Origin of the sequence: Streptomyces sp. TLI_053 (assembly GCF_900105395.1) — a bacterium.
Lineage (GTDB): Bacteria > Actinomycetota > Actinomycetes > Streptomycetales > Streptomycetaceae > Kitasatospora.
Map to the genome: position 1 here is coordinate 1,560,282 of NZ_LT629775.1, position 21,599 is coordinate 1,581,880.

Annotated in this window: 18 protein-coding genes; 12 read left to right on the plus strand and 6 right to left on the minus strand. The window is 75.3% G+C overall.

The genetic code is table 11. The features are described 5' to 3' along the window. Positions 1-204 precede the first annotated feature (204 nt). From BLU95_RS05990 to BLU95_RS06000, 3 genes are all read left to right on the plus strand, one after another. Positions 205-579 carry a DUF4326 domain-containing protein gene (locus BLU95_RS05990; RefSeq protein WP_093864675.1) on the plus strand — a complete coding sequence of 125 codons (375 nt, stop codon included), beginning with the start codon at positions 205-207 and terminating at the stop codon, positions 577-579. A gap of 64 nt (positions 580-643) precedes the next feature. Then, the gene (locus BLU95_RS05995; RefSeq protein ID WP_093859047.1) at positions 644-1,936 is read left to right on the plus strand and encodes an outer membrane protein assembly factor BamB family protein; all 1,293 of its coding nucleotides are present in this window, start codon (positions 644-646) and stop codon (positions 1,934-1,936) included. Between the two features lie 70 nt (positions 1,937-2,006). Beyond that, entirely contained in the window at positions 2,007-2,642 is a 636-nt protein-coding gene (locus BLU95_RS06000; RefSeq protein WP_093859048.1) for a nucleoside/nucleotide kinase family protein, read from the plus strand. Positions 2,643-2,738: 96 nt separating this feature from the next. Here BLU95_RS06000 and BLU95_RS06005 read toward each other — a convergent pair whose 3' ends face one another. The 5 genes from BLU95_RS06005 to BLU95_RS06025 form a co-directional block, all read right to left on the minus strand. After that, entirely contained in the window at positions 2,739-3,611 is an 873-nt protein-coding gene (locus BLU95_RS06005) for a DNA-formamidopyrimidine glycosylase family protein (protein WP_093859049.1), read from the minus strand. Between the two features lie 48 nt (positions 3,612-3,659). Continuing rightward, on the minus strand, positions 3,660-4,130 hold the full coding sequence (locus BLU95_RS06010) for a universal stress protein (protein WP_093859050.1): 471 nt from the start codon (positions 4,128-4,130) through the stop codon (positions 3,660-3,662). 203 nt (positions 4,131-4,333) lie between these two features. Continuing rightward, positions 4,334-5,347, minus strand: coding sequence for a zinc metalloprotease (locus BLU95_RS06015; protein ID WP_093859051.1), 1,014 nt, complete (start codon positions 5,345-5,347; stop codon positions 4,334-4,336). 308 nt (positions 5,348-5,655) lie between these two features. Next, positions 5,656-6,432, minus strand: a complete 777-nt coding sequence (locus BLU95_RS06020; RefSeq protein WP_107452481.1) for an AAA family ATPase — start codon at positions 6,430-6,432, stop codon at positions 5,656-5,658. A gap of 317 nt (positions 6,433-6,749) precedes the next feature. Then, positions 6,750-7,676, minus strand: coding sequence for an LLM class F420-dependent oxidoreductase (locus BLU95_RS06025; protein ID WP_093864676.1), 927 nt, complete (start codon positions 7,674-7,676; stop codon positions 6,750-6,752). Positions 7,677-7,849: 173 nt separating this feature from the next. Between BLU95_RS06025 and BLU95_RS06030 the strand changes: the two genes are divergently transcribed. The 7 genes from BLU95_RS06030 (at position 7,850) to BLU95_RS06055 (ending at position 18,188) form a co-directional block, all read left to right on the plus strand. After that, on the plus strand, positions 7,850-8,224 hold the full coding sequence (locus BLU95_RS06030) for a DUF6401 family natural product biosynthesis protein (RefSeq protein WP_231978343.1): 375 nt from the start codon (positions 7,850-7,852) through the stop codon (positions 8,222-8,224). Between the two features lie 166 nt (positions 8,225-8,390). Continuing rightward, complete coding sequence (locus BLU95_RS06035) at positions 8,391-9,224, plus strand: alpha/beta hydrolase (RefSeq protein ID WP_353653541.1); 834 nt, start codon at positions 8,391-8,393, stop codon at positions 9,222-9,224. Positions 9,225-9,348: 124 nt separating this feature from the next. Then, positions 9,349-9,852, plus strand: coding sequence for a CU044_2847 family protein (locus BLU95_RS42160; RefSeq protein ID WP_159424799.1), 504 nt, complete (start codon positions 9,349-9,351; stop codon positions 9,850-9,852). After that, entirely contained in the window at positions 9,849-10,838 is a 990-nt protein-coding gene (locus tag BLU95_RS06040) for a trypsin-like peptidase domain-containing protein (RefSeq protein WP_159424800.1), read from the plus strand. Before BLU95_RS42160 ends, BLU95_RS06040 begins: the two co-directional genes overlap by 4 nt. Before the next feature lie 76 nt (positions 10,839-10,914). Further along, on the plus strand, positions 10,915-12,348 hold the full coding sequence (locus tag BLU95_RS06045; protein WP_093859053.1) for a VMAP-C domain-containing protein: 1,434 nt from the start codon (positions 10,915-10,917) through the stop codon (positions 12,346-12,348). 41 nt (positions 12,349-12,389) lie between these two features. Then, positions 12,390-13,493, plus strand: a complete 1,104-nt coding sequence (locus BLU95_RS06050; protein WP_093859054.1) for an AAA family ATPase — start codon at positions 12,390-12,392, stop codon at positions 13,491-13,493. A gap of 6 nt (positions 13,494-13,499) precedes the next feature. Beyond that, complete coding sequence (locus tag BLU95_RS06055; protein WP_093859055.1) at positions 13,500-18,188, plus strand: ATP-binding protein; 4,689 nt, start codon at positions 13,500-13,502, stop codon at positions 18,186-18,188. Positions 18,189-18,237: 49 nt separating this feature from the next. Here BLU95_RS06055 and BLU95_RS06060 read toward each other — a convergent pair whose 3' ends face one another. Then, positions 18,238-18,951 carry a TNT domain-containing protein gene (locus BLU95_RS06060; RefSeq protein ID WP_093859056.1) on the minus strand — a complete coding sequence of 238 codons (714 nt, stop codon included), beginning with the start codon at positions 18,949-18,951 and terminating at the stop codon, positions 18,238-18,240. Positions 18,952-19,294: 343 nt separating this feature from the next. Between BLU95_RS06060 and BLU95_RS06065 the strand changes: the two genes are divergently transcribed. Both BLU95_RS06065 and BLU95_RS06070 read left to right on the plus strand, forming a co-directional pair. Further along, positions 19,295-20,014 (plus strand): DsbA family oxidoreductase, encoded by a 720-nt coding sequence (locus BLU95_RS06065; protein WP_093859057.1) that lies wholly within the window; start codon positions 19,295-19,297, stop codon positions 20,012-20,014. A gap of 43 nt (positions 20,015-20,057) precedes the next feature. After that, complete coding sequence (locus tag BLU95_RS06070; protein WP_093859058.1) at positions 20,058-21,527, plus strand: phytoene desaturase family protein; 1,470 nt, start codon at positions 20,058-20,060, stop codon at positions 21,525-21,527. Positions 21,528-21,599: the final 72 nt, after the last annotated feature.

Sequence of the window (21,599 nt, forward strand, 5' to 3'; positions counted from 1 at the left end):
GGCATCCCCGTCGCGAGGAGGCGGACCGGGCGGGTCCGCCGGAACACCCTGGCGCATCCTCTCTTGCTACGCCGGGCCCCAGGGGCTGTCAAGACGAACCCCACCGGCCCCGGCGCACGCACCGGCCCCGGGGTTCCCGTCGGCATCGGCGTGCCGACCGGCCCCGGGGTGCCCGTCGGCCCCGATGGCACCACCATCGTGCCCATGGCACCCCGTACCCCGGACCCCGGCCCGACCACCGTGGTCAATCTGAAGGGCCACCGCGACGACCCGGACTTCGCCGACGTGCGCTACGTCGGCCGGGCGATGCACCGCGGCGGCTGGCACCTCGCCGAATCCCCGCTGCACTGCCCGTTCCGCCCGGGCCCAGGGCTGACCCGCGAGGAGATGCTGCGGAAGTACCGGGCGTACCTGCTGTCGCGCCCCGACCTGCTCGCCCTCGTCCCCGAGCTGCGCGGGCACCGCCTCGCCTGCTGGTGCGCCCCGCTGCCCTGCCACGCGGACGTCCTGGCCGACTTCGCCGACCACGGCCTCCCCGGCCGGGCCGGGGCCGCCCGCGGGGACGGCCCGGGCCCGTGACTTGGGTATTCTCCGTGGACAGTGCAGCGCGACGGCTGCCCCGGGGGAAGACGAGTGGCGACGTATGGGGAGCACACCGGCCGACCGATCGGCGGGCGAGGCGTCCTGGCGGTGGGACGGCGAGGACGAGGGCGGGACGACCGCGCCGGCCGACGTGGTGAGCGGCGGTGACGACGGCGGCGGGCCCCGGCCAAGCCGGCGGCGGCTGCTGATCGGCGCCGGGGTGCTGGCGGCGGGCGCCGCCGTCTGGGGGGTGTCCCGGCGGGCGGGCGGTTCCGCGACCGAGACACCGAAGCCGCAGCCGCTGCCCAGCAAGCTGTACGGTTCCGAACCGCTCTGGGTGTACCGGGGGTCCGAGCCGATGACCCCGGCGCGCCTGCGCGGCCGGCTGTTCACCCCCGCGTACGTCAGCCGGACCGGCCTGCGCCTGCTCGACCCGGCGACCGGCGCCGTGACCGGGACGGTGGAGGCGCCGGCCCCCCAGGGACAGCCCGACGACGCGCCGCTGGTCGTCGGCGGCGGCCGGCTGTTCACCACCTCGCCCGGCCATGTGGACGCCCGCGCGCTGACCGGCCCGGCGGCCGGCTGGAGCCAGCCGCTGCCGCCCGAGCTGGGCGAGCGGATCGACCTCTACGGCTGCGACGGGGAGCTGGTGTACGGCAGGGTCGGCTCCCGGACCGACCTCCGCGGTTCCCTGTTCGGCCTGGACGCCACGGGTCGCGGCCTGCGCTGGTCCCGCCCGGCCGCCGAGCGCGGCGAGAGCGCTCTCGCCGTGCTGGACACCGGCGCCGGTCGGCTCCTCACCTGGGACGCCGACCCGGCCGCCGGGATCTCGCTGCTGGACGGCACCACCGGGCAGCGGATCTGGTCCGCGGCCGGGTCCGGTCCCTCCTGGACCGCTCTGGACCAGCGGCACCTCTTCCTCCCGGGCTCCGACGGCGGGGTGCGGGCCCTGCACCTGGCGGACGGCAGCCGGAGCTGGTCGGTGAGCCCGGCCCCGGGCGAGCAGTGGCGCGCGCTGCCGCCGCTCAGCGACGACTACCGGGTGTACGTGCCGCGCGACAACGGGCTGATCACCGCGCACGAGGCGGGGAGCGGCGAGCAGGCCTGGCAGTGCCAGCTGCCGTTCCGGCTGGACCGCCGCTGCCGGCCGCTGCTGCTCAGCTCCGGTCTGCTCGTACCGGGCCCGGCCGCCTCCGGCGTCCTCGTCGTCGAGGCCGAGAACGGCCGGCAGTCCACGATCTTCGCCGACACCGGTCCGGGCGTCGACGTCTGGTCGGTCGCCAGCGACGGCACCCGGCTCTACGCGGGCCACGACACCACCCTGTACTGCCTGGGCGAGCTGCCCGTCCCCTGAACGACCGTGCCCTTCGACGACGAACGCCGACCCCGCGGGCCCTCCGGCTCCCCGACCGCAGGATGACGCCGTGCCGATTCGACCGATCTCGCCCGACCGCCTCGTCGAACTGCTCGCCGACCGGATCGCCGCCCTGCCGGGGGCCGGCGACCGCCGCCTCCGGGTGGCCGTGGACGGCGCCCCGGCCGCCCGGCCCGGGGAACTCGCGGACGCGCTGGTCGAACCGCTGCGGCTGCGCGGCCTGCCGACGCTGCGGGTGCCGGCGGCCGGCTTCCTCCGCCCGGCCTCGGTCCGGCTGGAGTACGGCAAGCAGGACGCGGACGCCTACCACGACCTGTGGCTCGACGACGGGGCACTGCTGCGCGAGGTCCTGGACCCGCTGGAGCCGGGCGGCAGCGGCCGGGTGCTCCCGTCGCTGCGGGACCCGGTGACCGACCGCGCCACCCGCGCCCCCTACACCGAGCTGCCGCCCGGCGGCGTCCTGCTGCTGGACGGCGCGCTGCTGCTCGGCCGCTGGCTCCCGCTGGAGCTGACGGTGCACCTGGCCCTCTCCCCCGCCGCCCTGGAACGCCGGACCGCGCCGGAGGAACGCTGGACCCTGCCCGCCTTCGCGCGCTACGCGACGGAGACGGTCCCGACCGAGGCCGCCGACCTGACCGTCCGCGTCGACGACCCCCGCCACCCCGCCCTGGTCGAGCTGCCCTGAGGCCGGTCCCCTGTCCGCTGCCCCTCGTCCCCCGACTCCCGTCCCCCGCCTCCTGTCCCCGGGTCGCCGGTGGCCGGGTCGCCGGTGGCCGGGGCCTCAGCGGCGGGTGCCCCGACCGCGCGGGGCCGGGCCCCGGCCCGGCGGGGCAGGGCCGCGCTGGCAGTACGGGCACCAGTACGCCGGGCGGTCCTGCGGCGGGGCGCCGTGCTGGGCCGTCAGGACCTGAGTACCGCAGCGGGCACAGGGGCGGCCCGCCCGGCCGTAGACCCAGTGCCCCCGGCCGTGCCGGGTGTCCCCCGTGGTGATGTGGCCCGGGCGCAGCCGGTTGGCGTCCAGCAGCAGGTGGGCGCGGGCCGCCAGCCGGTCGAGGTCCGGGAGCTCGCCGACCGGTGTCCACGGGGTGACCCCGGCCAGGTAGCAGAGCTCGTTGGCGTACACATTGCCGATACCGGCGAGGTTCCGCTGGTCGAGCAGGGCCTCGCCGAGCGGCCGGCCGGGATCCGCGCCGAGTCGGCGGACCGCCTCGGCCCGGTCCCAGTCCGGCCCGAGCAGGTCGGGTCCGAGGTGGCCGACCACCCGCTGTTCGTCGGCGGTGCGCAGCAGTTCGACGACGGGCAGCCGGTAGCCGACGGCGGTGCCGAGGGCGGTGCCGAGGACGACGCGGATCTGGGCGGCCGGACCGCCGGTCCAGCGCTCGCCGGGCGCGAACACCGTCCAGCGGCCGTCCATCCGCAGGTGGGTGTGGAGGGTGAGGCCGCTTCCGGGGCGGGTGACGCCGTCGGGAACCGCGACGTCCGCCGTGCGGATGAGCAGGTGCTTGCCGCGGGGGACGACCTCCAGCACCCGGCGCCCGACGAGCACCGCGGTGGCGTGGGCGGGCACCCGCAGTTCGGCGGCGGTCAGCACCTGGCCGGCGAGGACGGCGCGCAGCCGGGCCGCCACGCGGAAGACGGAGTCACCTTCGGGCACGGGTCCATCCTCCCCGGTGGGACGGCCGGCCGCGCCACCGCCCTCCGGTCACCCGGCGTCGCCGCCCGTGCCGCCGGCCACGCCGTGACGGACCACGACCACCGGGCAGGTGGCGTGCTCGGTGACGTGCCGGCTGACCGAGCCGAGCAGGGCACCGGCGAATCCGCCCCGGCCGCGGCTGCCGACCACCAGCAGCGCGGCGGCGCCGGAGGCCTCCAGCAGGGCCTGGGCGGCGTTGCCCGGCAGGACCGATTCGACGACGGGCACCTCGGGCCGCGCTCCGGCGATCCCGGTCACGGTCTCGGAGAGGATCCGGCCGGCGAGTTCCTCGGGGTTGAACTCGGGCGAGGGCACGCTCGCCCCGCCGAAGCCGTAGAACGCCGGGTACTCCCAGGCGGCCACGGCGTGGACGGTGCCGCCGGCCATCCGGGCGTAGTCGACCGCCCAGCGCAGGGCCTGCTCCGAGGCGGGCGAACCGTCCACGCCGACGACGATCCTGGGGTTGGCGCTGTTGGCCATGCCGCTGCTCCTTGCTCGACGGATTCGACCTGCTGATATGCCGTCAAACTTAGATCAACCGGAACATTCGGCCGCTCATGGCCGCGCCGGGGCCCGCGAGACCCGTGTCGTGCCCCCGAACTGGTACTGGCGGGTGCGCGGCGTCGTCGCCACGCACCCGCCAGCGTCTCGGGTGCGGCCCGCCCATACGGACCGATGGGCCGTCAGGCCCGGTATGCAGCCCAGGAGTTGGCCATCCGGGCAACCTGTCCCGGAGTGAACTGGGTCATGCAGGAGTCGTAGGTGTAGTCCATGAAGTTGTGGATCGGGTCGACACCGGTCGCCGTGCAGGTGTCCCGGCCGGCCGGGCACTGGTAGGCCGCGCTCTGCTCGGCCGGGGTGTCGGCCACGTAGTCGCCCTGGCCGGAGCAGCCGCCCTGGAACGTGTGGTAGAGCCCGAGCCAGTGGCCGACCTCGTGGGTGGCGGTGTCGCCCTCGTTGTAGTTGGTGGCGGAGCCGCCGGGGAACGAGGAGTCGAGGATGACCACACCGTCGTCGGTCGGGTTGGAGCGGTAGGAGCTGGGGAACGTCGCCCAGCCGAGCAGCGACTGGCCGAGCTTGGCGGTGTAGAGGTTGAGGGCGTTGGCCGCGCCCTTGCGCAGCTTGGTCTTCATCGCCTTCTCGGCGCTGGAGCCCGGGCTGACGCCGTTGTACCAGCTGGAGTTGTCGGTGTAGTCGGTGGCCACCAGCTGGAACCGGAACTGGCTCGCGGTGTTGCCCGTGCCCTGACCGCTGTAGGCGGCGTTGAGGACGTCGATCTGCTTGGTGACGGTGGCCGCCGACAGCTTGCCGGTGGTGCCCGAGTGGACGACGTGCACGTACACCGGAATGGTCGTGGTGGCGGCCAGTTCGCCGGGCGCGAGCAGGGTGTTGCCCTGCGCGGAGTGCGCGAGCTGGGCCAGCCGGCCCTGGAGGTCGCTGTCCATCGCCTTGGCCTGGGCCTCGGTGACGGCGTTGGGCTCCTGGCCGGCGGGGTGTCCGGCGGGCTTGCGGGCCGCGGCGTCCTGGGCCGCCTCGCCGGTGCTGCACTCGGTGGAGGTCGGGGCCTTGGCGGCCGCGCTGGCGGTGCTGAACGCGGCGGGGGCCGCGAACTGGGTGAGCCCGAGGGCGGCGGCGACGGCGGCCGCGCCGAGGAATCTGCCGGTGGCACGCGAGGGAACACGGGCGGAACGACGCATCTGCGCTCCTGAGGGGGTGGTGGGGGACGGCGGTTGAGGGGGGCCGCCGAGCCACAGGCTACGCAGAGCCGCGTGTACGCGTCAGACATGTTCCGGCCTGGAACTTCTGACGGCAAATCGGACATAAACCGGAAGTTTGAGCGGTCGAACGGCACCGCACATGGAGCATTTCCCGTCGCGCGCATGCGCACAGTACCGGCCCCGGTCTGTCCGAAACGTGACACCCCGTCTGCCCCGCGGCGCGGCGCGCCACCGGCGGAACGGGACGAACGGGATGAACCGGGCGCCCCTGACCGCCTCCGGCGAGACTACGACGCCGCGAAGACGATCTCCCGCAGGGCACGCGCACCGGCCCGGTCGAGTACCACGGCCGACGCACAGCCGGCCGGCGGCCGGCCCGTCCCGGCGAGGCGCCGGCGCAGCCGGTGCGCGGCGTCCCGGTGCCGGGCGAACGCGTACGCGGAGACGGCCTGGCCCCGCGCGCGCTGACCGTCGCGGGCCTCCTCGGCACTGGCGTCCAGCAGGACCAGGTGCACCCGGCGCCCCTGCCGCTCGGCGGTCCGCGCCAGCCACTGCCGCACGTACGGCACCGCCCCGCAGTCGTGCACGGTGAGCGGCCCGCCGGCCAGCACCGCGCGCCGCAGCCGCCGGTAGTGCGCCAGGCGCACCAGCGGGCGGTACAGGGCGTACGGCAGCCAGGACGGCAGCCGGGACGCGTACTCCTCGCGGACCAGCTGCGAGTCCACGATCGGCGTGCGCACGCAGCGGCGCATGAGCGTGCTCTTGCCGCTGCCCGGCAGTCCGGAGACCACCAGCAGGTCGCCCGCCGGATAGTGCAGGGCGCTCGGCGCGGCCCCCGGCCGCCGACCGGACCGCAGGTCCTGGAGGCCGCGCGGGCGCAGCACACCGGCCGGCGGCTCCGCCGCGAGCTCCCGGCAGCCCGGGCGCGGCACCGTGCGGGCCGCCCGGTCGCGGGCCGGCAGGTCACGCGTCGCCCGGTCGCGCGTCGCCCGGTCACGGGCCGCGGCCCGGTCGCGAGCCGCCGCCCGGTCACGGGCCGCCCCGAAGACCTGTACGTCCGACATCGGCACTCCCCCTGCTTCCCCACCGGTCCGGGTGGTCCCGGCCCCTCCTCCCGAGGAGTTTTCCCCCTTCAAGAGAGAGTAAAGACTAATGGTCAGACCGGGTCCGGGCCGAGCCCTTATCGCTCCAGGATCGTCACAGAAGCGCTCCGGGAGCGTCACAGCGGCGAGCACGGGGCCGGGGGCGCGAGCGGGAGCGGGGCCGGGGGCGCGAGCGGGAACGCGCGCGGGGACGGGTGCGGGAACGCGCGCGGGGACGGGTGCGGAACGGGAACGCGCGCGGGAACGGGCGGGCCGCCCGGGTCCCGGCCGGAGCCGCCTCAGCCGAGCTGCGGGGCGATCCGGGAGGCGATCAGCTCCAGGTGGTCGAGGTCGTCCAGGTCCAGGATCTGCAGGTAGATCCGCTCGCTGCCGACGGCGGCGTAGCGCCCGATCCGCTCCACCACCTCGTCCGGGGTGCCGGCGAGGCCTTTGGCCTTCAGCTCGTCGACGTCGCGGCCGAGCACGGCGGCCCGGCGGGCCACCTCGGCGTCGTCCCGCCCGACGCAGGCGACCAGGGCGTTGGAGTACACCAGGTCGTCGGCCCGGCGGCCGGCCCGCTCGACGGCCGTCCGGACCCGGCCGAACTGCGCCTGCGACTCCGCCACGGACACGAACGGCAGATTGAACTCGTCCGCGAACCGGGCGGCCAGCGCCGGGGTGCGGGTCGGCCCCTTGCCGCCGACCAGGACCGGGATCCTCGCCTGCGCCGGCTTGGGCAGCGCGGGCGATTCGCTCAGCTCGTAGTAGGTGCCGGCGAAGTCGAAGGTCTCGCCCACGGCGGTGCTCCAGAGACCGGTGATGATCTCCAGCTGCTCCTCCAGCCGGCCGAACTTCTCCTTCGGGAACGGGATCCCGTAGGCGCTGTGCTCCTCCTCGTACCAGCCCGCGCCGAGGCCGAACTCGACCCGGCCGCCGCTCATCGCGTCGACCTGGGCGACCTGGATCGCCAGCACACCGGGCAGCCGGAAGGTGGCGGCGGTCATCAGGGTGCCGAGGCGGATCGTGCTGGTCTCGCGGGCCAGGCCGGCCAGGGTGATCCAGGCGTCGGTCGGACCGGGCAGGCCGCTGACGCCCCCCATCCTCAGGTAGTGGTCGGAGCGGAAGAAGGCGCTGAAGACCCCCAGCTCCTCGGCGGTCCTGGCCACCCGGAGCAGGGTGTCGTAGCTCGCGCCCTGCTGGGGTTCGGTGAAGATTCGAAGATCCATACCGGCCATTCTGGTGCAGACCGCCCCGCCCCCACGCCGGAACCGGGGAAGCGGCGGCGTCGGCCCGGTGCCCGGCGGGCCGGGCGGCGGTCGGCCGGGCGGAGCGCCCGGGGTGGCCAAGGTCTCCTCCCCGGGCCTCCTGCCCCGGCGCCGCGCTCGCCTACCGTGGACGGATGTCCGCCACGCCCGACGAGCCGCCCCGGCGCCTCCCCGCCGACTCCGCCGCCCCGTACTCCCGGCCGGAGGACTGTCCGCTGCCCGGAATCGTCGCCGCCTTCGGCCCCCGGCTGGCCGAGCTGGCCTTCGAGCCCTGCCTCGTCGCGGCGATCGACCAGCACGCCGCCGAGCTGCGCGAGCTGCTGTACGCGCAGGGGCCGACGCTGCAGCCGCGGCGGCTGAACCGTGCGGAACTGTCCGACTACGCGCGCGGCTTCCTGGACCGGCTCGCGGAGATCGGCTGGCGCGAGCCGGTCGGGTACGACTTCGCGGTGCACCGGCTCACCGCGATCTGCTGGCTGGTCCGGCAGAACGGCCTGCTCCCGGCCTGAGCGGCCGGCTCCGGCCCCGCCCCGCAGGACCGCCGGCGCCCGCCGGCCGGGGAGGAATATGGAGAACGGCTAGGAACACCCCGGCGCCCCGTGCGTACAGTGGCGGTCCACACGGCACGACGGCCGTCCGCGGCACGGCCCGGACGGCGGGCGGGAACGGGACAGCGTGAGCGGGATCAGGACGGGCGGCAAGGGCGGCATCGGTACCCCCGGCGACGGCTCCGGCAACAGCACCGGCGCCGGCGGGCACCGGGCGCTGGTCTGGCGTGCGCTGCCCGAGCGGCCCGGCGCCGCGGTGCTGGTCCTGCACGGCGGCCAGGAGCACGGCCTCTCCCGTCCGGGCCCGGTCAACCTGGCCGGCCTGCGGATGGCCGGGTTCGTGCACGCGCTGCGCCGGGAGACCGAGGGCGCCGGGGTCGCCGTCGGCACCGTCCGCTACCGCCACCGGGGCTGGAACGGCGAGCGGGCCGACGCCGCCAAGGACGCGATCGCCGCCCTCGACGACCTCGCCGAGGAACTGGGCCCCGTCCCCACCGTCCTGGTCGGTCACTCCATGGGCGGCCGCGCCGCGCTCCGGACCGCCGGACACCCCGTCGTCACCGGCGTCGTCGCCCTCGCCCCGTGGTGCCCCGCCGACGACCCCTGCGAGCAGCTCGCCGACCGCGACGTCCTGATGCTGCACGGCGACCTCGACCGGATCACCTCCCCCGCCGCCACCCGCGCCTTCGCCGCCCGGAGCCGCGCCGCCGGGGCCCGGGTCTGCGGCTACACCGTCCTCGGCACCGGCCACACCCTGATGCGGCGGATCAACGACTGGCACCGCGCCACCGCCCGCCTGTCCGCCGGCCTCCTCGGCCTGCGCGACCTCCCGCCCGAGGCCGCGGCCGCGCTGACCCTCCCGTCCCGTTCCACCGACGCCCTCGACCTCCCCCTCCCCGCCCAACCCCGCACCGCCGCACCGGCCGGCCACCCGGCCAGCCCCCTCCCCACGGACGCCTGACCACCCCCGCCCACCCCGGACTCCCCCACCGCAGAACCTACTTGGTCGTCCGAGCCACACGGTGCGAGGACGCCGGTATGGTGAGGGACCGTCGGGGGGCGGATCTCCAAGGGGGCGGACGCGCATGGCCGAAACGGTGACGATCGATCTCGGGGACGGCACGACCGTCCGGGCCGAGGTGATCGGTGAGGTGAACTTCCAGCAGCCGGAAACGCCTTCGGACGTCTGGGCGGACTCCGGCGACGCCGGTTGGGGCGGGGGTCGACGGGCCGCCGGGCAGCTCGGTTCGGCCGTGGCACTGACGCTGGACCAGGTGCGCAGCACCGTCCAGGGCGTCGGCCGCTGGGCGGCGGAGAGCATCGCGCAGGGGGACGCCGGCTCCCCCGACACCTTCGAGGTCGAGTTCGGCCTCAAACTGGCGGTCAAGTCTGGCCAGTTGCTCGGTGTCATCGCCGAGGCCGGCAGCGAGGCCGGACTCACCGTCCGCCTCTCCTGGGACCTCGCCGAGCGCCGTCGGCAGCAGGCGGCCGCGGCGGCCGCAGTGACCCCGGCCGCAGTGACCCCGGCCGCACAGAACGCCTCCGACAACCCGAGCGCCCCGGCCCCCAGAGCGGCCGACGCCGAGTGACCGTACCCGCACGGCCCGGCCTCGCCACGACCGAGGCGCTGCGCCGCAGCACCGTCGTGATCACCGTCGCGGGCGACTTCGGCGGCAGCGGCTTCCTGGTGGCACCGGGTCTCGCCGTCACCTCCGCGCACGTGGTGGCTCGGGCGGTGCGCGCGGCGGCACCGGTGGGCGTCCGCCACTCGTCCGGCGAGCGCGCCGTCCCCGCCGACCGGATCCGGCTGGCCCCCGAGGCCGACGGGGGCGACGACAGGGGCGACAACAGGGGCCACGGCAAGGGTCACCACCCCTTCCCCGACCTCGCCCTGCTCGGCGTCCCCGACTGGACCGACCACCCGGTGGCCCGGCTCGCGGCCGCCGAGGCCGAACCGGACACCGTCCTGACCGCGCTCGGGTACTCCACCCACACCCCGAGCCCCGGCGTCCGGCCGGACACCCTGCGACTGCGGGTCGTCGGCCTCGCGGACCGGTACCTCGGGGTGCGCGGCGACGGCATCCGCGAGGGCCACAGCGGCAGCATGCTGGTCGACGGTGACGGCCTGGTGCGAGGTGTACTCAAAGGCAGCCGCGCCTTCCAGCTGGACGCGGGCGGCTGGTACACCCCGGTGGGCGCGCTGACCGCGCTGCTGGGTACAGCGGGCGTCGTCCTGCCCGGCCCGCCGCCGGCGCCGCCCGCGCCGCCCGGGAACGGCGAGCTGGTCGACGCCCTGATGGCCTTCGAGCTGCTGCGCCGCGCCGACGGCCGCTACGACCTGCTCGACACCATGGGCGTGCACCTCGGCCTGACACACTCCTTCGAGGCCGAGGAACGCCCCGACCGCCGCACCCATCTGCACCAGATCGTGCGCGCCTGCCGCAGCTTCCGCGACGGCCGGGCGGCCCTGCGGGCCCTGCGGACCGCGATGGCCGAACTCGCCCCGGACGACGGCGCGCTCGACGGACTCCGCGCCGTGGTCGGGCGCGCCCTCGGCGAGCGGGAGGACGGCTAGCCGGATGCACGTGACACCCTTCGTGCCCCCGGCCGGCGACCGGGGGCCATGGCCGGAGGGGGCGGAGGACGTTCTCGTGGAGATCCTCCTCGGCTTCCGGACGATGCTCCAACTCACCTTCCGCCAGGACGTCCTGGCAACCATGGGCGCGTCGGCGAAGGCCCGCGGCATCCAGGGCGACATCCGCGAGGACTACACCCCGCGACCGCACGTCCGCGAGATACTCCGGGCGATCCGCGCCTTCCGGGATCCGTGGGCCGCGCTGGACGCCCTCGCCGAGGCGCTGGAGGAGCTGGCGCGGAACGACGGCGCACGGGACTGGCTGGAGCTCACCCGGCGGCTCCTGCACCGCGGCGACGAGCTTCCCAGCGGTGAACTGCTGACGGTGATCGGCGAGTTGCACGCGATCACGGCACCGGCCAGGCCGGCCCACCACCTGCCGGAGGACATCCCGGGGCTACGGGAGCGCGACACGGCGTCGATGACCCTGCCGGCGATCCTGGACCTCCTCGTCAACCGGATCGACGACGACCCGCTCGGGCCGCTGGTCGCTTTCCTCCGCTCGCTCGGCGACAACCCCGAGGTCACCCGACAGCACCCGCTCCCGGCCCTGCGCCGGTTCCTCGCCGCCCACGCCGACCGGGCGCCCGCCGCGGCGACGGCGGTCCCCGGCGAACGGCTGATCGTCCAGGTCCGGCTGGACGAGGAGGGCCCCGTCCACACCGGCGACACCCAGTACCGGCTGCACGTCTCCTACTACCGCCAGCCCCTGACGGGCGGACCTTTCCGGCGGGTCGGCAGCCACCAGGACGACCAGGCGTTCACCAGGAGCGAGCTGCTCAGGGCGGGTGGCGCACGGCTGGTCGCCTGGAAGGAGCTGAATCTGGCGCTCCGCACCCCCGACCCGGTCCGGATCGAGTTCCTGCTGCCGCGCTCCATCCTCGGCTACACCGCCGAGCTCTGGTCCACCGGCGTGACCCGCAGGCCCCTGGGCGAGTTCCACCCGGTGGTGGTCCGGCAACTCGAACGGTACTGCGAGCCCCACCTCGGCCTCGCGCTCTGGCGGCAGCGCTGGGCCAACCTCCAGACCCACGGCGCCGACTCGAACGAGGTCCTCAAACGGATCGAATGGCCTTCGCTCGACCGGACGAGCGCCAGAGGGCTGCTCAGCTGGCTGGCCGGCAGAAGGAGCCTGGCCTGTCTGGGCCTGACGGTCCCGTACGAGCAGCTCGACCCCGAGGTCCAGTACGCGGTGGACAACGCGATGTACTACGGCGGGATCCCCGTCCTGATCTGGCGCCGGGTCTCCGGCGACCCGGACCCGCTGGTCGCGGCCCTCAGCGAGCACAAGAGCACCCGGCTGGCCGAACTGCCCGATGTCGTCCACCAGTACCGGCAGGAGGTCGGCGGCCCGGACCCGGACCCGGAACACACCGTCACGCTGCTCTGGGACGACCCGGACTGCGTGGACCCCGATCAGGACTACTCCTTCCCCGGGATCGTCGGATGACCGCGAACCCCACGGCGACAAGCGACGAGTCAGGAGCATTCATGGCCGAGGACTGGTGGATCTACCGGGGCACCGGCGTCCCCCACGGCGGGATCGCCGGGCTCCCGCCGGCACCCCCCTGGCGTGCCTTCGGCGCCCCCGACGCCGATCCCGCGCTCCTGCCGGGACCGCCCCCGGAGGACTCCGCGGCGGCTTCCACCGCCCGTCGGCTCGGCCGGATCCGGCAGGCGGCCGCGTACCAGGCGGACGAGCAGGAGGTCCGGCTGGTCAACCTCGCCCTGCACCTGCGCCGCCCGCTCCTGATCACCGGCAAACCGGGTGTCGGCAAGTCGACCCTCGCCTATGCCGTCGCCCACGAACTGCGCCTGGGCCCGGTGCTGCGCTGGTCGATCAGCAGCCGAACCAGCCTGCGCGACGGGCTGTACAGCTACGACGCGATCGGGCGGCTGCACGAGGCCGGGCTGTCGCGGGAGCGCGACCGGCGCGACGACCCCGGGTACGAGCTGCAGCACGACCCGCGGATCGGGCGGCAGGAGGCGGCCGAACCGGACGAGCGCCGGTCACCCGCCATCGGCAGGTTCCTGCGGCTGGGCCCGCTCGGGACGGCCCTGCTGCCGTGGCGGACACCGCGGGTGCTGCTGATCGACGAGATCGACAAGAGCGACATCGACCTGCCCAACGACCTGCTGAACGTCTTCGAGGAGGGCGAGTTCGAGATCCCCGAGCTGCTGCGACTCGGCCCGGGCCCGCAGGAGGTCGGGACGGCCGACCACGGCCGGACGGCGGTGGTGCGCGGCGGTGTGGTGCGCTGCGCGCAGTTCCCGCTGGTCGTGCTCACCAGCAACGGCGAGCGGGACTTCCCGAGCGCGCTGCTCCGGCGCTGCGTCCGGCTGGAGATCCGGGCGCCGGACGAGCAACGGCTGGCCGCGATGGTCGCCGCCCACCTGGGCGAGGAGGCAGCGGCAGCAGCGGAGACCACGGATCTGATCGCCGAGTTCCTCCGCCGGCAGCGACAGGACGGGGCGGAGCTGGCCAACGACCAGCTCCTGAACGCCCTGCTGATGGCCGGACGCGTGCTCAGGGCCGACCAGCAGGGTCGGGAAGCCGTGCGGGACGTCCTGCTCCGTCCGCTCAACGAGAGCTGAGCGGAGATGGCTTCGGCGTCGCCGGGCGGGCCGGCCGAGGGGCTGACGGAGGCGCTCGCCGGGCTGCTCCGGCCGGAGGACGGCGGCCCGCTGCCGCAGGACCTCGCGGACGTCCTGTGGATCGCGGGACTTGCCGGACTGCTGGACCCGCCGACGACGCCCTCCGTGCCGCGACCCTCCACGGCACCACGGCCCGCCGGTGCCCGGCCGACGTCGACCGGCGTGCCGTGGCAGTCCTCGCCGCCCCGGCACGCCGTACCGACCCCGACCGACCGAACACCCGCAGTCGCCGTACCGCCTCCGCCGCCGTACCCGCCGAGCGCCGACCGACCAGGACCGGACACCGCCGTCCCACCGCCCCTGCGACCGCACGCCGCGCTGCACCACCGCTCCGGGACCCCCGAGACCGACGAGCCCGCCGGCACCGACCGGTCCGGCGGCCATGTCGTCCAGGTCACCCAGCCCGCCGCCCTGGACGGCGGCCTCGCGCTGGCCCGGGCCCTGCGCCCGCTGCGCCGCGCGGTCGACGCCCCCGGCCGGGCCACCCTCGACGAGGAGGCGACGGCCGAGGCCACCGCCGAGACCGGCATCCTGCTCCCGGTCTGGCGGCCCGCACAGCAACCGCGCTTCTCGGTCGACCTGCTGGTGGACACCGGCGCCACGATGGCCGTCTGGCACCGGTTGGCCGGCGAGCTGAGCACCCTGCTGGAGCGGCACGGCGCCTTCGCCGACGTGCGGTGCTGGGCGCTCGACACCGACCGGCCGGTCCCCACCCTGACACCGTTCCACCGCCGCCGCCCGGGGGCGCCCGCCGCCGCCAGGACCGACTGGTCCCGGCCGCTCAACGACCCCACCGACCGGCGGATCCTGCTCGTCCTCACCGACGGCGTCGGCCCGGCCTGGTACGGGACGGAACTGCCGAAGTTCCTCGCCGGTGTCGCCGCCGCCCGGCCCGCGGCGGCGCTCCAGGTGCTGCCCCGGCGGCTCTGGCACCGGACGGCGCTGCGCACCGCCCTCGTCGCCGCACGCGCCTCCGTGGCGAGCCGGCCCGTCCCGGCCTTCCGCTCGGACGCCGCCCTGCCCGGCATCCCGCCCGGCAGCCCCGGCGCCGAACTCAGGGCGGCCGTCCGCTGGCTGCCGGTGATGGAGGTCGACGCCGACTGGATCACCCCGTGGGCCGACCTGACCGCCGGCCGCACCTCCGGGTGGACGCCGATGCTCGCCGCGCCGATCGCCGGCGTGCCGCGCCCGCAGCGCCCGACCGGCCCCGCCAACGACCCGGCCACGCCCGCCGAACGCGTCGCCCGGTTCCGGGCGGGCAGCTCGCCGAACGCCTACCGGCTGGCCTGCCACCTGGCGGCGGCGCCGCTCAGCCTGCCGGTGATGCGGCTGGTCCAACGGGCCACCGTGCCGGAGTCCGGGCAGACCGATCTGGCCGAGCTGTTCCTCTCGGGGCTGATCGCACCCCTGGACGGAACGGCCACCGACCCGGACGAGCAGGTCTACGACTTCCGGGACGGCGTGCGGGAGGAACTGCTCGCCGAACTGACCCGCACCGAGGCCGTCGACGTACTGAAGCACGTGCTCACCAAGGTGTCCGGCCGGGTCGCGGCGACCTTCGGCGGCACCCGCGACTTCCGCGCCGTCGCCCGCCTGGTCGGCGCGGTCGACGACGGCGGGCAGGACGACGGCGAGGTGCGGCTGTCGGCACGGAGCCTGCCGTTCGCCGAGGTGGCGGTGACGGTCCTCGCAAGCGCGGGCGGCCAGCACGCCGCACTGGCCGCGCGACTGGCGGAGGCGGTGACACTGACAGCCCACAGCCGGCCGGCCGAGTCAGGGCCGGTGCCGCCACCGCTGCGGACCGAGAAGCTGAACCCGGTCCGCCCGCCACTGAGCCCGCCGGAACCGCCGAGGATGATCGGACGGAAGCGCGAACTCGCCGCCCTGGCAGCCGCCTTCGACCCCGACCGGCCGGCGTCCGGAACGCCCGAGCGGCCTGCCGTGGTGGTGGTCGTCGGCGACGTCGGCACGGGACGCCGCCGACTGGTCCAGGAGTACGTCCGGGCATACGGCGGGCGCCACAGCTTCACCCACTGGATCGACGCGACCTCGCGCGGCTCGCTGGAGCGCGGGCTCGTCCAGCTCCGGACCGCCCTCGCCCACGTCGACGAGCCTCTGGACGCCTCCGTTCAGCTGCGGGAACTGCTGGCACGGCACCGGGACTGGCTCGTCGTCCTCGACAACTACCACGACGAATGGACCGGCGGCTCCGAGCACCCGCTCAATATGTTCCCTCCCCTCGGGCGGGGCTGCGTGCTCGTCACCACCGACAGCGCCGACGTCTGGCCGGGCCCGGACGTCCCTGTCGTCGAACTCGGACGCCTCGACACCGACGAGGTGCTGGAGGAGCTGGTCGCACGGCTGGGCCCCACGTACGACCCCGACGACTCCGCTCAGGCCACGGCCCTGCGCGGGTTGGCGCAGCGTCTGCCACACCTGCCGAACGTTCTCGCCGAGACGGACCTCGACTCGGAACTGGCGCGCGCCCTGACCGCCGCGACCGATCCGCCGCCGCCGACCCGGACGAGCAGCAACCGGGTCGTCGTCCACGCCACGGTCCAGGGCCTGCTCGTGACGTTGCGCCTGCCGCTTCCGGGCACCAGGGCAGCCTCCGGGGTCCCCCCCGTGCCGTCCCCCGCGTTCACCGGCCGCGCCGAGGCCCTCGCCGAGCTGCTGTCGTTCCTGACACCCGTCGAACCCGGTGTGCTCCCGACCCGCACCGCTGTCGTCACCGGTGCCCCCGGCACGGGGAAGTCCGAGCTCGTCCGCCAAGCCGCCGGCACCGCCCTGGAGAACGGCTGGTACCCCGGTGGAGCGCTCTACTTCGACCTGCGCGGGCATCCGAACGGCTCCGCGCTGTCTCCGGGTGTCCTGCTGCGCGCCCTGTGCGTTCCGGGTGAGATCGTACCGCCGGACCCGCACGACCGGTTCGCCCTCCTCCGGACCGTTCTCACACAACTGGGCACGGAGGCCGGACCACTCCTGCTGGTGCTCGACAATGCGCCTCCGCACGTCGACCCCGCGCCGTACCTCCCGCCCGACGCTCCGGTCACCGTCCTCGTCACTTCCCGCCATTCGCAGCCGATCGACGCCGTCCGGCTCGAACTGCGGGCGATGCCCCCGGAGGATTCCGTCCAGCTCCTGCAGAACGGGGTACAGGCATCCCTGCTCGGTGACGGGCGCGTCTCCGGCCCGCGCGGTCCGTGGCTGGCCCTGGCCGAGCTGTGCGACGGCCTGCCGCTGGCGCTGACGATCTGCGTCGACCGGCTGGCCGATCGGCCGGCCCTGCCGGTGGCCGCCCTGGTCCAGGAGCTGAGTGACCCCGGCCTCCGGCTCGACGGGCTCGGTCACGGCGAGCGGAGCCTGCGGGTCGCCTTCACCGAGTCGTACCTGAATTTGTCGAGCAGCGAGGGCCGGTTGTTCCGCCTGCTCTCCGTGTACCCGTACCCCGAGTTGTCCACCGACGTCGCCGCAGGCGTGGCGAATCTCGACCTCTCGGCGGCGGAGCAGCTGATGGCGGCGCTGGCCCGGGCCCACCTGGCGGAACCCGGCCCCACCCAGGACCACTGGCGGTTCCCCCCGCTGCTCCGGCTCTACTCCCTCAGCCGGGGCGAGGCCAACGCCGACGCCGACGACCGGGCGGGCGCGTTCGACCGGCTGCTGGTCCGCTACCGGGTGGAGGCGGAGGCCGCGGCGTCCGGGGACCGCCGGGACACCGTCCGCTTCCGCCGTCCCGAGCAGGCCCGGGCCTGGCTGGAGGCCGAGCGGCCGATCCTGGTCGCGCTGGCCGCGTACGCGGCGGAGCACGGCGACCTCGACGCAGCCTTCGCGTTCACCCGTCCCCTGCTGCGGATCCTCATCGGCGACCGGCGGTTCGGCGACCTGACCGCCATCGCCGAGAGCATGCGGGCGATCGACCACCGCCCGGGCGGCAGCACGATTGCCGACCGGTTCCTGCGCGCCCTCGTCCAGGCCCTGGACGAGGCCCGGATCCGGCCCTCGGACCTGCCCGCCGAGGGTCGGGCAGAACTCGACCGGGTCTTCCGGATCTTCTCCAGGGAGGAGACCCGGACCAACCAGCTCTACCTGGCCGTTCAGCTCCCGGACGCCGACGAGGCGTCGGTCCTCCTCCTGGAGCGGATCCTCGGCGAGGTCCAGCGCGCCTCGACCATCGAGAGCGCGCTCTCCCGGCCCTCGCCCGGGTTCGGGGCCGAGCTGCTGCTCACGTTCTTCGAACCGGGCGATCCCCTGGCCACGGCCGGGCGCGCCTTCCTCGACCTCTGGGACCGGATCAAGCGGCTCGCCCCCGACGACCGGCCGCGAACCCCGATCGCCGCGTCCGTCCTGCACGGCGACCACCCCGAACACCTGCCCGGAGCCGAACAGTTGAGGCTCAGGATCACCGGGGACCGCTACGACCGCCACCGGCCCGTCGCGGCCGTCGCCGTCTCCCGGCCGGTGTTCGACATGCTCACCGAGCAGTTCGGCACGGACATCACCATGCGATTCGACCTGATGCTGGTCGACGGTGCGGAGCCGCCGGCCGAGAAGGCCGCCTATCTGTACAACGGTGATCCCCAGCTCCTCGGTCTGATCCTCTCCCATCCGACGGCGGGCCGGACCATCGAGTCGTGAGCCCGCCCCCACCGGTGGTGGTGGGGGCGGGCCCGTGGTCGCGCGGGTGTCAGGCGAGGCAGACGGAGTCGGGCAGCGCCTCCAGGTACTTCCGGTCCAGCAGGCTCTTCACGTTGTACGCGTCGGTGCCGAACTCGACGGGCTTCAGCTTCTCGTTCAGGTACTGCTGGATGCCCCTGCCGGGCTGGGCGAAGCCGGAGGCGATGCCGCCCTGTTCGACCTTGAAGGGCAGCTTCACGCCGTAGCAGTGGTAGCTGTCGACCTCCTTGCCGTCCTCCACCACCGGGTTGAGGCTGTCCGGCGGGAGCGCGCGCTCGGGGAAGGACGTACCGGTCCGGGAGAGGTAGCGGCCGTAGTAGAGCCCGAAGCGGTCGAGCTTGGTGCCGGTGGGGATCTCGACGGTGGTCCGGTCGATGGTGCCGTTGACGTCGCGGAAACCGTCCTGGGCGGGGTACTTCCAGTCGAGGCCGTCGCGGTACCAGGAGAGGAACTGCTGCGGCGTCAGACCGCCGAAGCGGTCGTAGTTCTTCAGCAGCTTCGCGACCCCGGCGGGCAGGTGCCGGGGGCCGAGCTCCTTGAAGCCGCAGTAGAAGTTCTTCTTGTCCTCGGGGGTCGGCCGGTACTGCTCGCTGGGGCAGTCGGTCGGGTCGGCCTGGACGTCGGCGGGCCGGGTCGTGGCGGCGGCGGCGCTCTGGGTGGCGGCGGCGCCGGTCAGCAGCAGGGCGGCCGCCAGGGACAGGGCGGCGAGACGGCGGGAACGCATCGGGGTGTGTCCTCCGGGGAGGTCGGAGAGGCGAGGTGCGCCGCCGGGCGCGCAGGGACGCCCGGCGGCGTGGAAGGGACTGATCGGCACCGGAAGCTACACGGACCGGACCCGTCGATTCGTGGACAAAACACCCACCCCGGCCCCGTTCACCCGAACAGCGGGGGCGGCGGGGGCGCGCGCCAATTCGGCCGACGGACGGGGCGATTGACCCGGCCCCCGGGCCGAGGCCGGGACCGCCGCCGACAAATACTTCATGAGGAGAAATATTCAGGTGCTCATGCGTGTTGAGCCGGGAAGTGCGCGGGAAGGGCCCGCCACCAGGCGAGGACAGGAGCGACCCGTGCGCGTCGAGATCTGGAGCGACATCAACTGCCCGTGGTGCTACATCGGCAAGGCGCGGTTCGAGCGGGCCCTGGAGCGCTTCCCGCACCGGGACGCCGTGGAGGTCGTCCACCGGTCGTTCGAGCTCGACCCCAGGGCACCGCAGGAGGCCCGGCCGGTGGTGCCGCTGATCGCCGCCAAGTACGGGCTCGGGCTGGAGCAGGCCGAGGCGGCGGAGCAGCGGATCGCCGACAACGCCGAGGCCGAGGGGCTGGCGTACCTGCGCTCGGGGCGCGACGCCGCGAACTCCTTCGACATGCACCGGTTGCTCCACTTCGCCGCCGAGCACGGGCGGCAGGCGGAGCTGCTGGACGCCCTCTACCGGGCCAACTTCGCCGACGAGCGGTCCGCGTTCGCGCCCGGGCGGCTGGCCGAGCTGTCGGTCGAGGCCGGTCTGGACGGGGCGGAGGCGGCCCGGGTGCTGGCCGATCCGGACGCCTACGCGCAGGCGGTGCGCGAGGACGAGGCGACGGCGAGCGCGATGGGCGCCACCGGGGTGCCGTTCTTCGTGCTCGACCGGCGGCTCGGCGTCTCGGGCGCGCAGCCGGCCGACACCTTCGCCGCCGCCCTGCAGCAGGCCTGGGACAGCCGCCCGGTGCTCCCCCTGGTCGGCCTCGCCGGCGGGGCGGAGACCGGCGAGGTCTGCGGGCCGGACGGCTGCGAGGTGCCGCGGCACTGACGGCGGTGACGCCGACCGGCGGCGGATGCGGCATGCTGGCCGCATGACTACCGCGGTAGTGGTGGGCGGCGGGCCCAACGGGCTCGCCGCCGCCGTCCGGCTGGCGCAGGCGGGTGTGCGGGTGACCGTGCTGGAGGCCGCCGGGGAGATCGGCGGCGGGGCGCGCAGCGGGGAGGCGATCGTGCCCGGGCTGCTGCACGACCACTGCTCCGCCGTCCACCCGATGACCGTCGGCTCGCCGTTCCTGCGCGGCCTCGGCCTGGAGCGCTTCGGGCTGGAGTTCCGCTTGCCGGAGATCGACTGCGCGCACCCGCTGGCGGACGGCACGGCCGGGGTGCTGCACCGCTCGGTCGCCGCGACGGCCGCCGGGCTCGGTGGTGCCGACGGCCGGCGCTGGCGGCAGCTGTTCGAGGGGCCGGTCGCGGGGTACGACCGGCTGGCCGACGACCTGATGGGCCCGCTGCTGCGCCTCCCCCGCCACCCGTTGCGGCTCGCCCGGTTCGGCGGGCCGGCCCTGCTGCCGGCCACCGCCGTCGCCCGGTCCTTCGGCGGGGAGCGGGCCCGGGCGCTGTTCGGCGGGGCCGCCGCCCACGCCTTCCGGCCGCTGGACCGGCCGCTCAGCGCCGCCGTGGGTCTCGGGCTGCTGACCGCCGGGCACCGGTACGGCTGGGCCGTGGCCGTCGGCGGCTCGGGGGCGATCACCCGGGCACTGGCCGCACTGCTCACCGAACTGGGCGGGGTCGTCGAGACCGGCGTCCCGGTCCGCTCGGCGGCACAGCTGCCGCCCGCCGACCTCGTCCTGTACGACCTCGCGCCCGGCGCCGTCGCCGACATCCTGGGCGACCTCCTGCCGCCCCGGACCGCCCGCGCCTACCGCCGGTTCCGGCACGGCCCGGGCGCGTTCAAGGTGGACTTCGCGGTGGCGGGCGGGGTGCCGTGGACGGCCGAACCCGCCCGCCGTGCCGGGACGGTCCACCTCGGCGGCAGCTTCGCCGAGACCGCCGCCGCCGAGCGCGAGGTCACCGCCGGACGGATGCCGGAGCGCCCGTTCGTGCTGGTCGGCCAGCAGTACCTGGCCGACCCGAGCCGCTCGGCGGGGGACGTCCACCCGCTCTGGACGTACGCCCATGTGCCGCACGGCTGGACCGGGGACGCCACCGAGGCGGTGATCGCCCGGATCGAGAGCTTCGCCCCCGGCTTCCGCGAGCGCGTCCTCGGTCTGAGCGTCCGCCGCCCGGCCGACTTCGAGGCCGACAACCCCAACTTCGTCGGCGGCGACATCATGACCGGCGCCAAGGACGTCCGTCAGCTGGTCCTCGGCCCGCGGGCCACCCTCCACCCCTACGCCACCGGGCTGCCCGGCCACTACCTCTGCTCCGCGGCGACCCCACCCGGGCCCGGCGTCCACGGCATGTGCGGGGCCAATGCCGCGGACGCGGCCCTCCGCCGACTGCGCCGTGCCGGGCCCCGCCGGCCGGCCGGGGCGACGCCGGCGGAGACCGCGGGCCAGTGACCCCGGCCGGCACCGCCCGCGCCCGACGGCACCTAACGCCCGGAGCACCGCGGCCGGTCCGCGCCACACGCG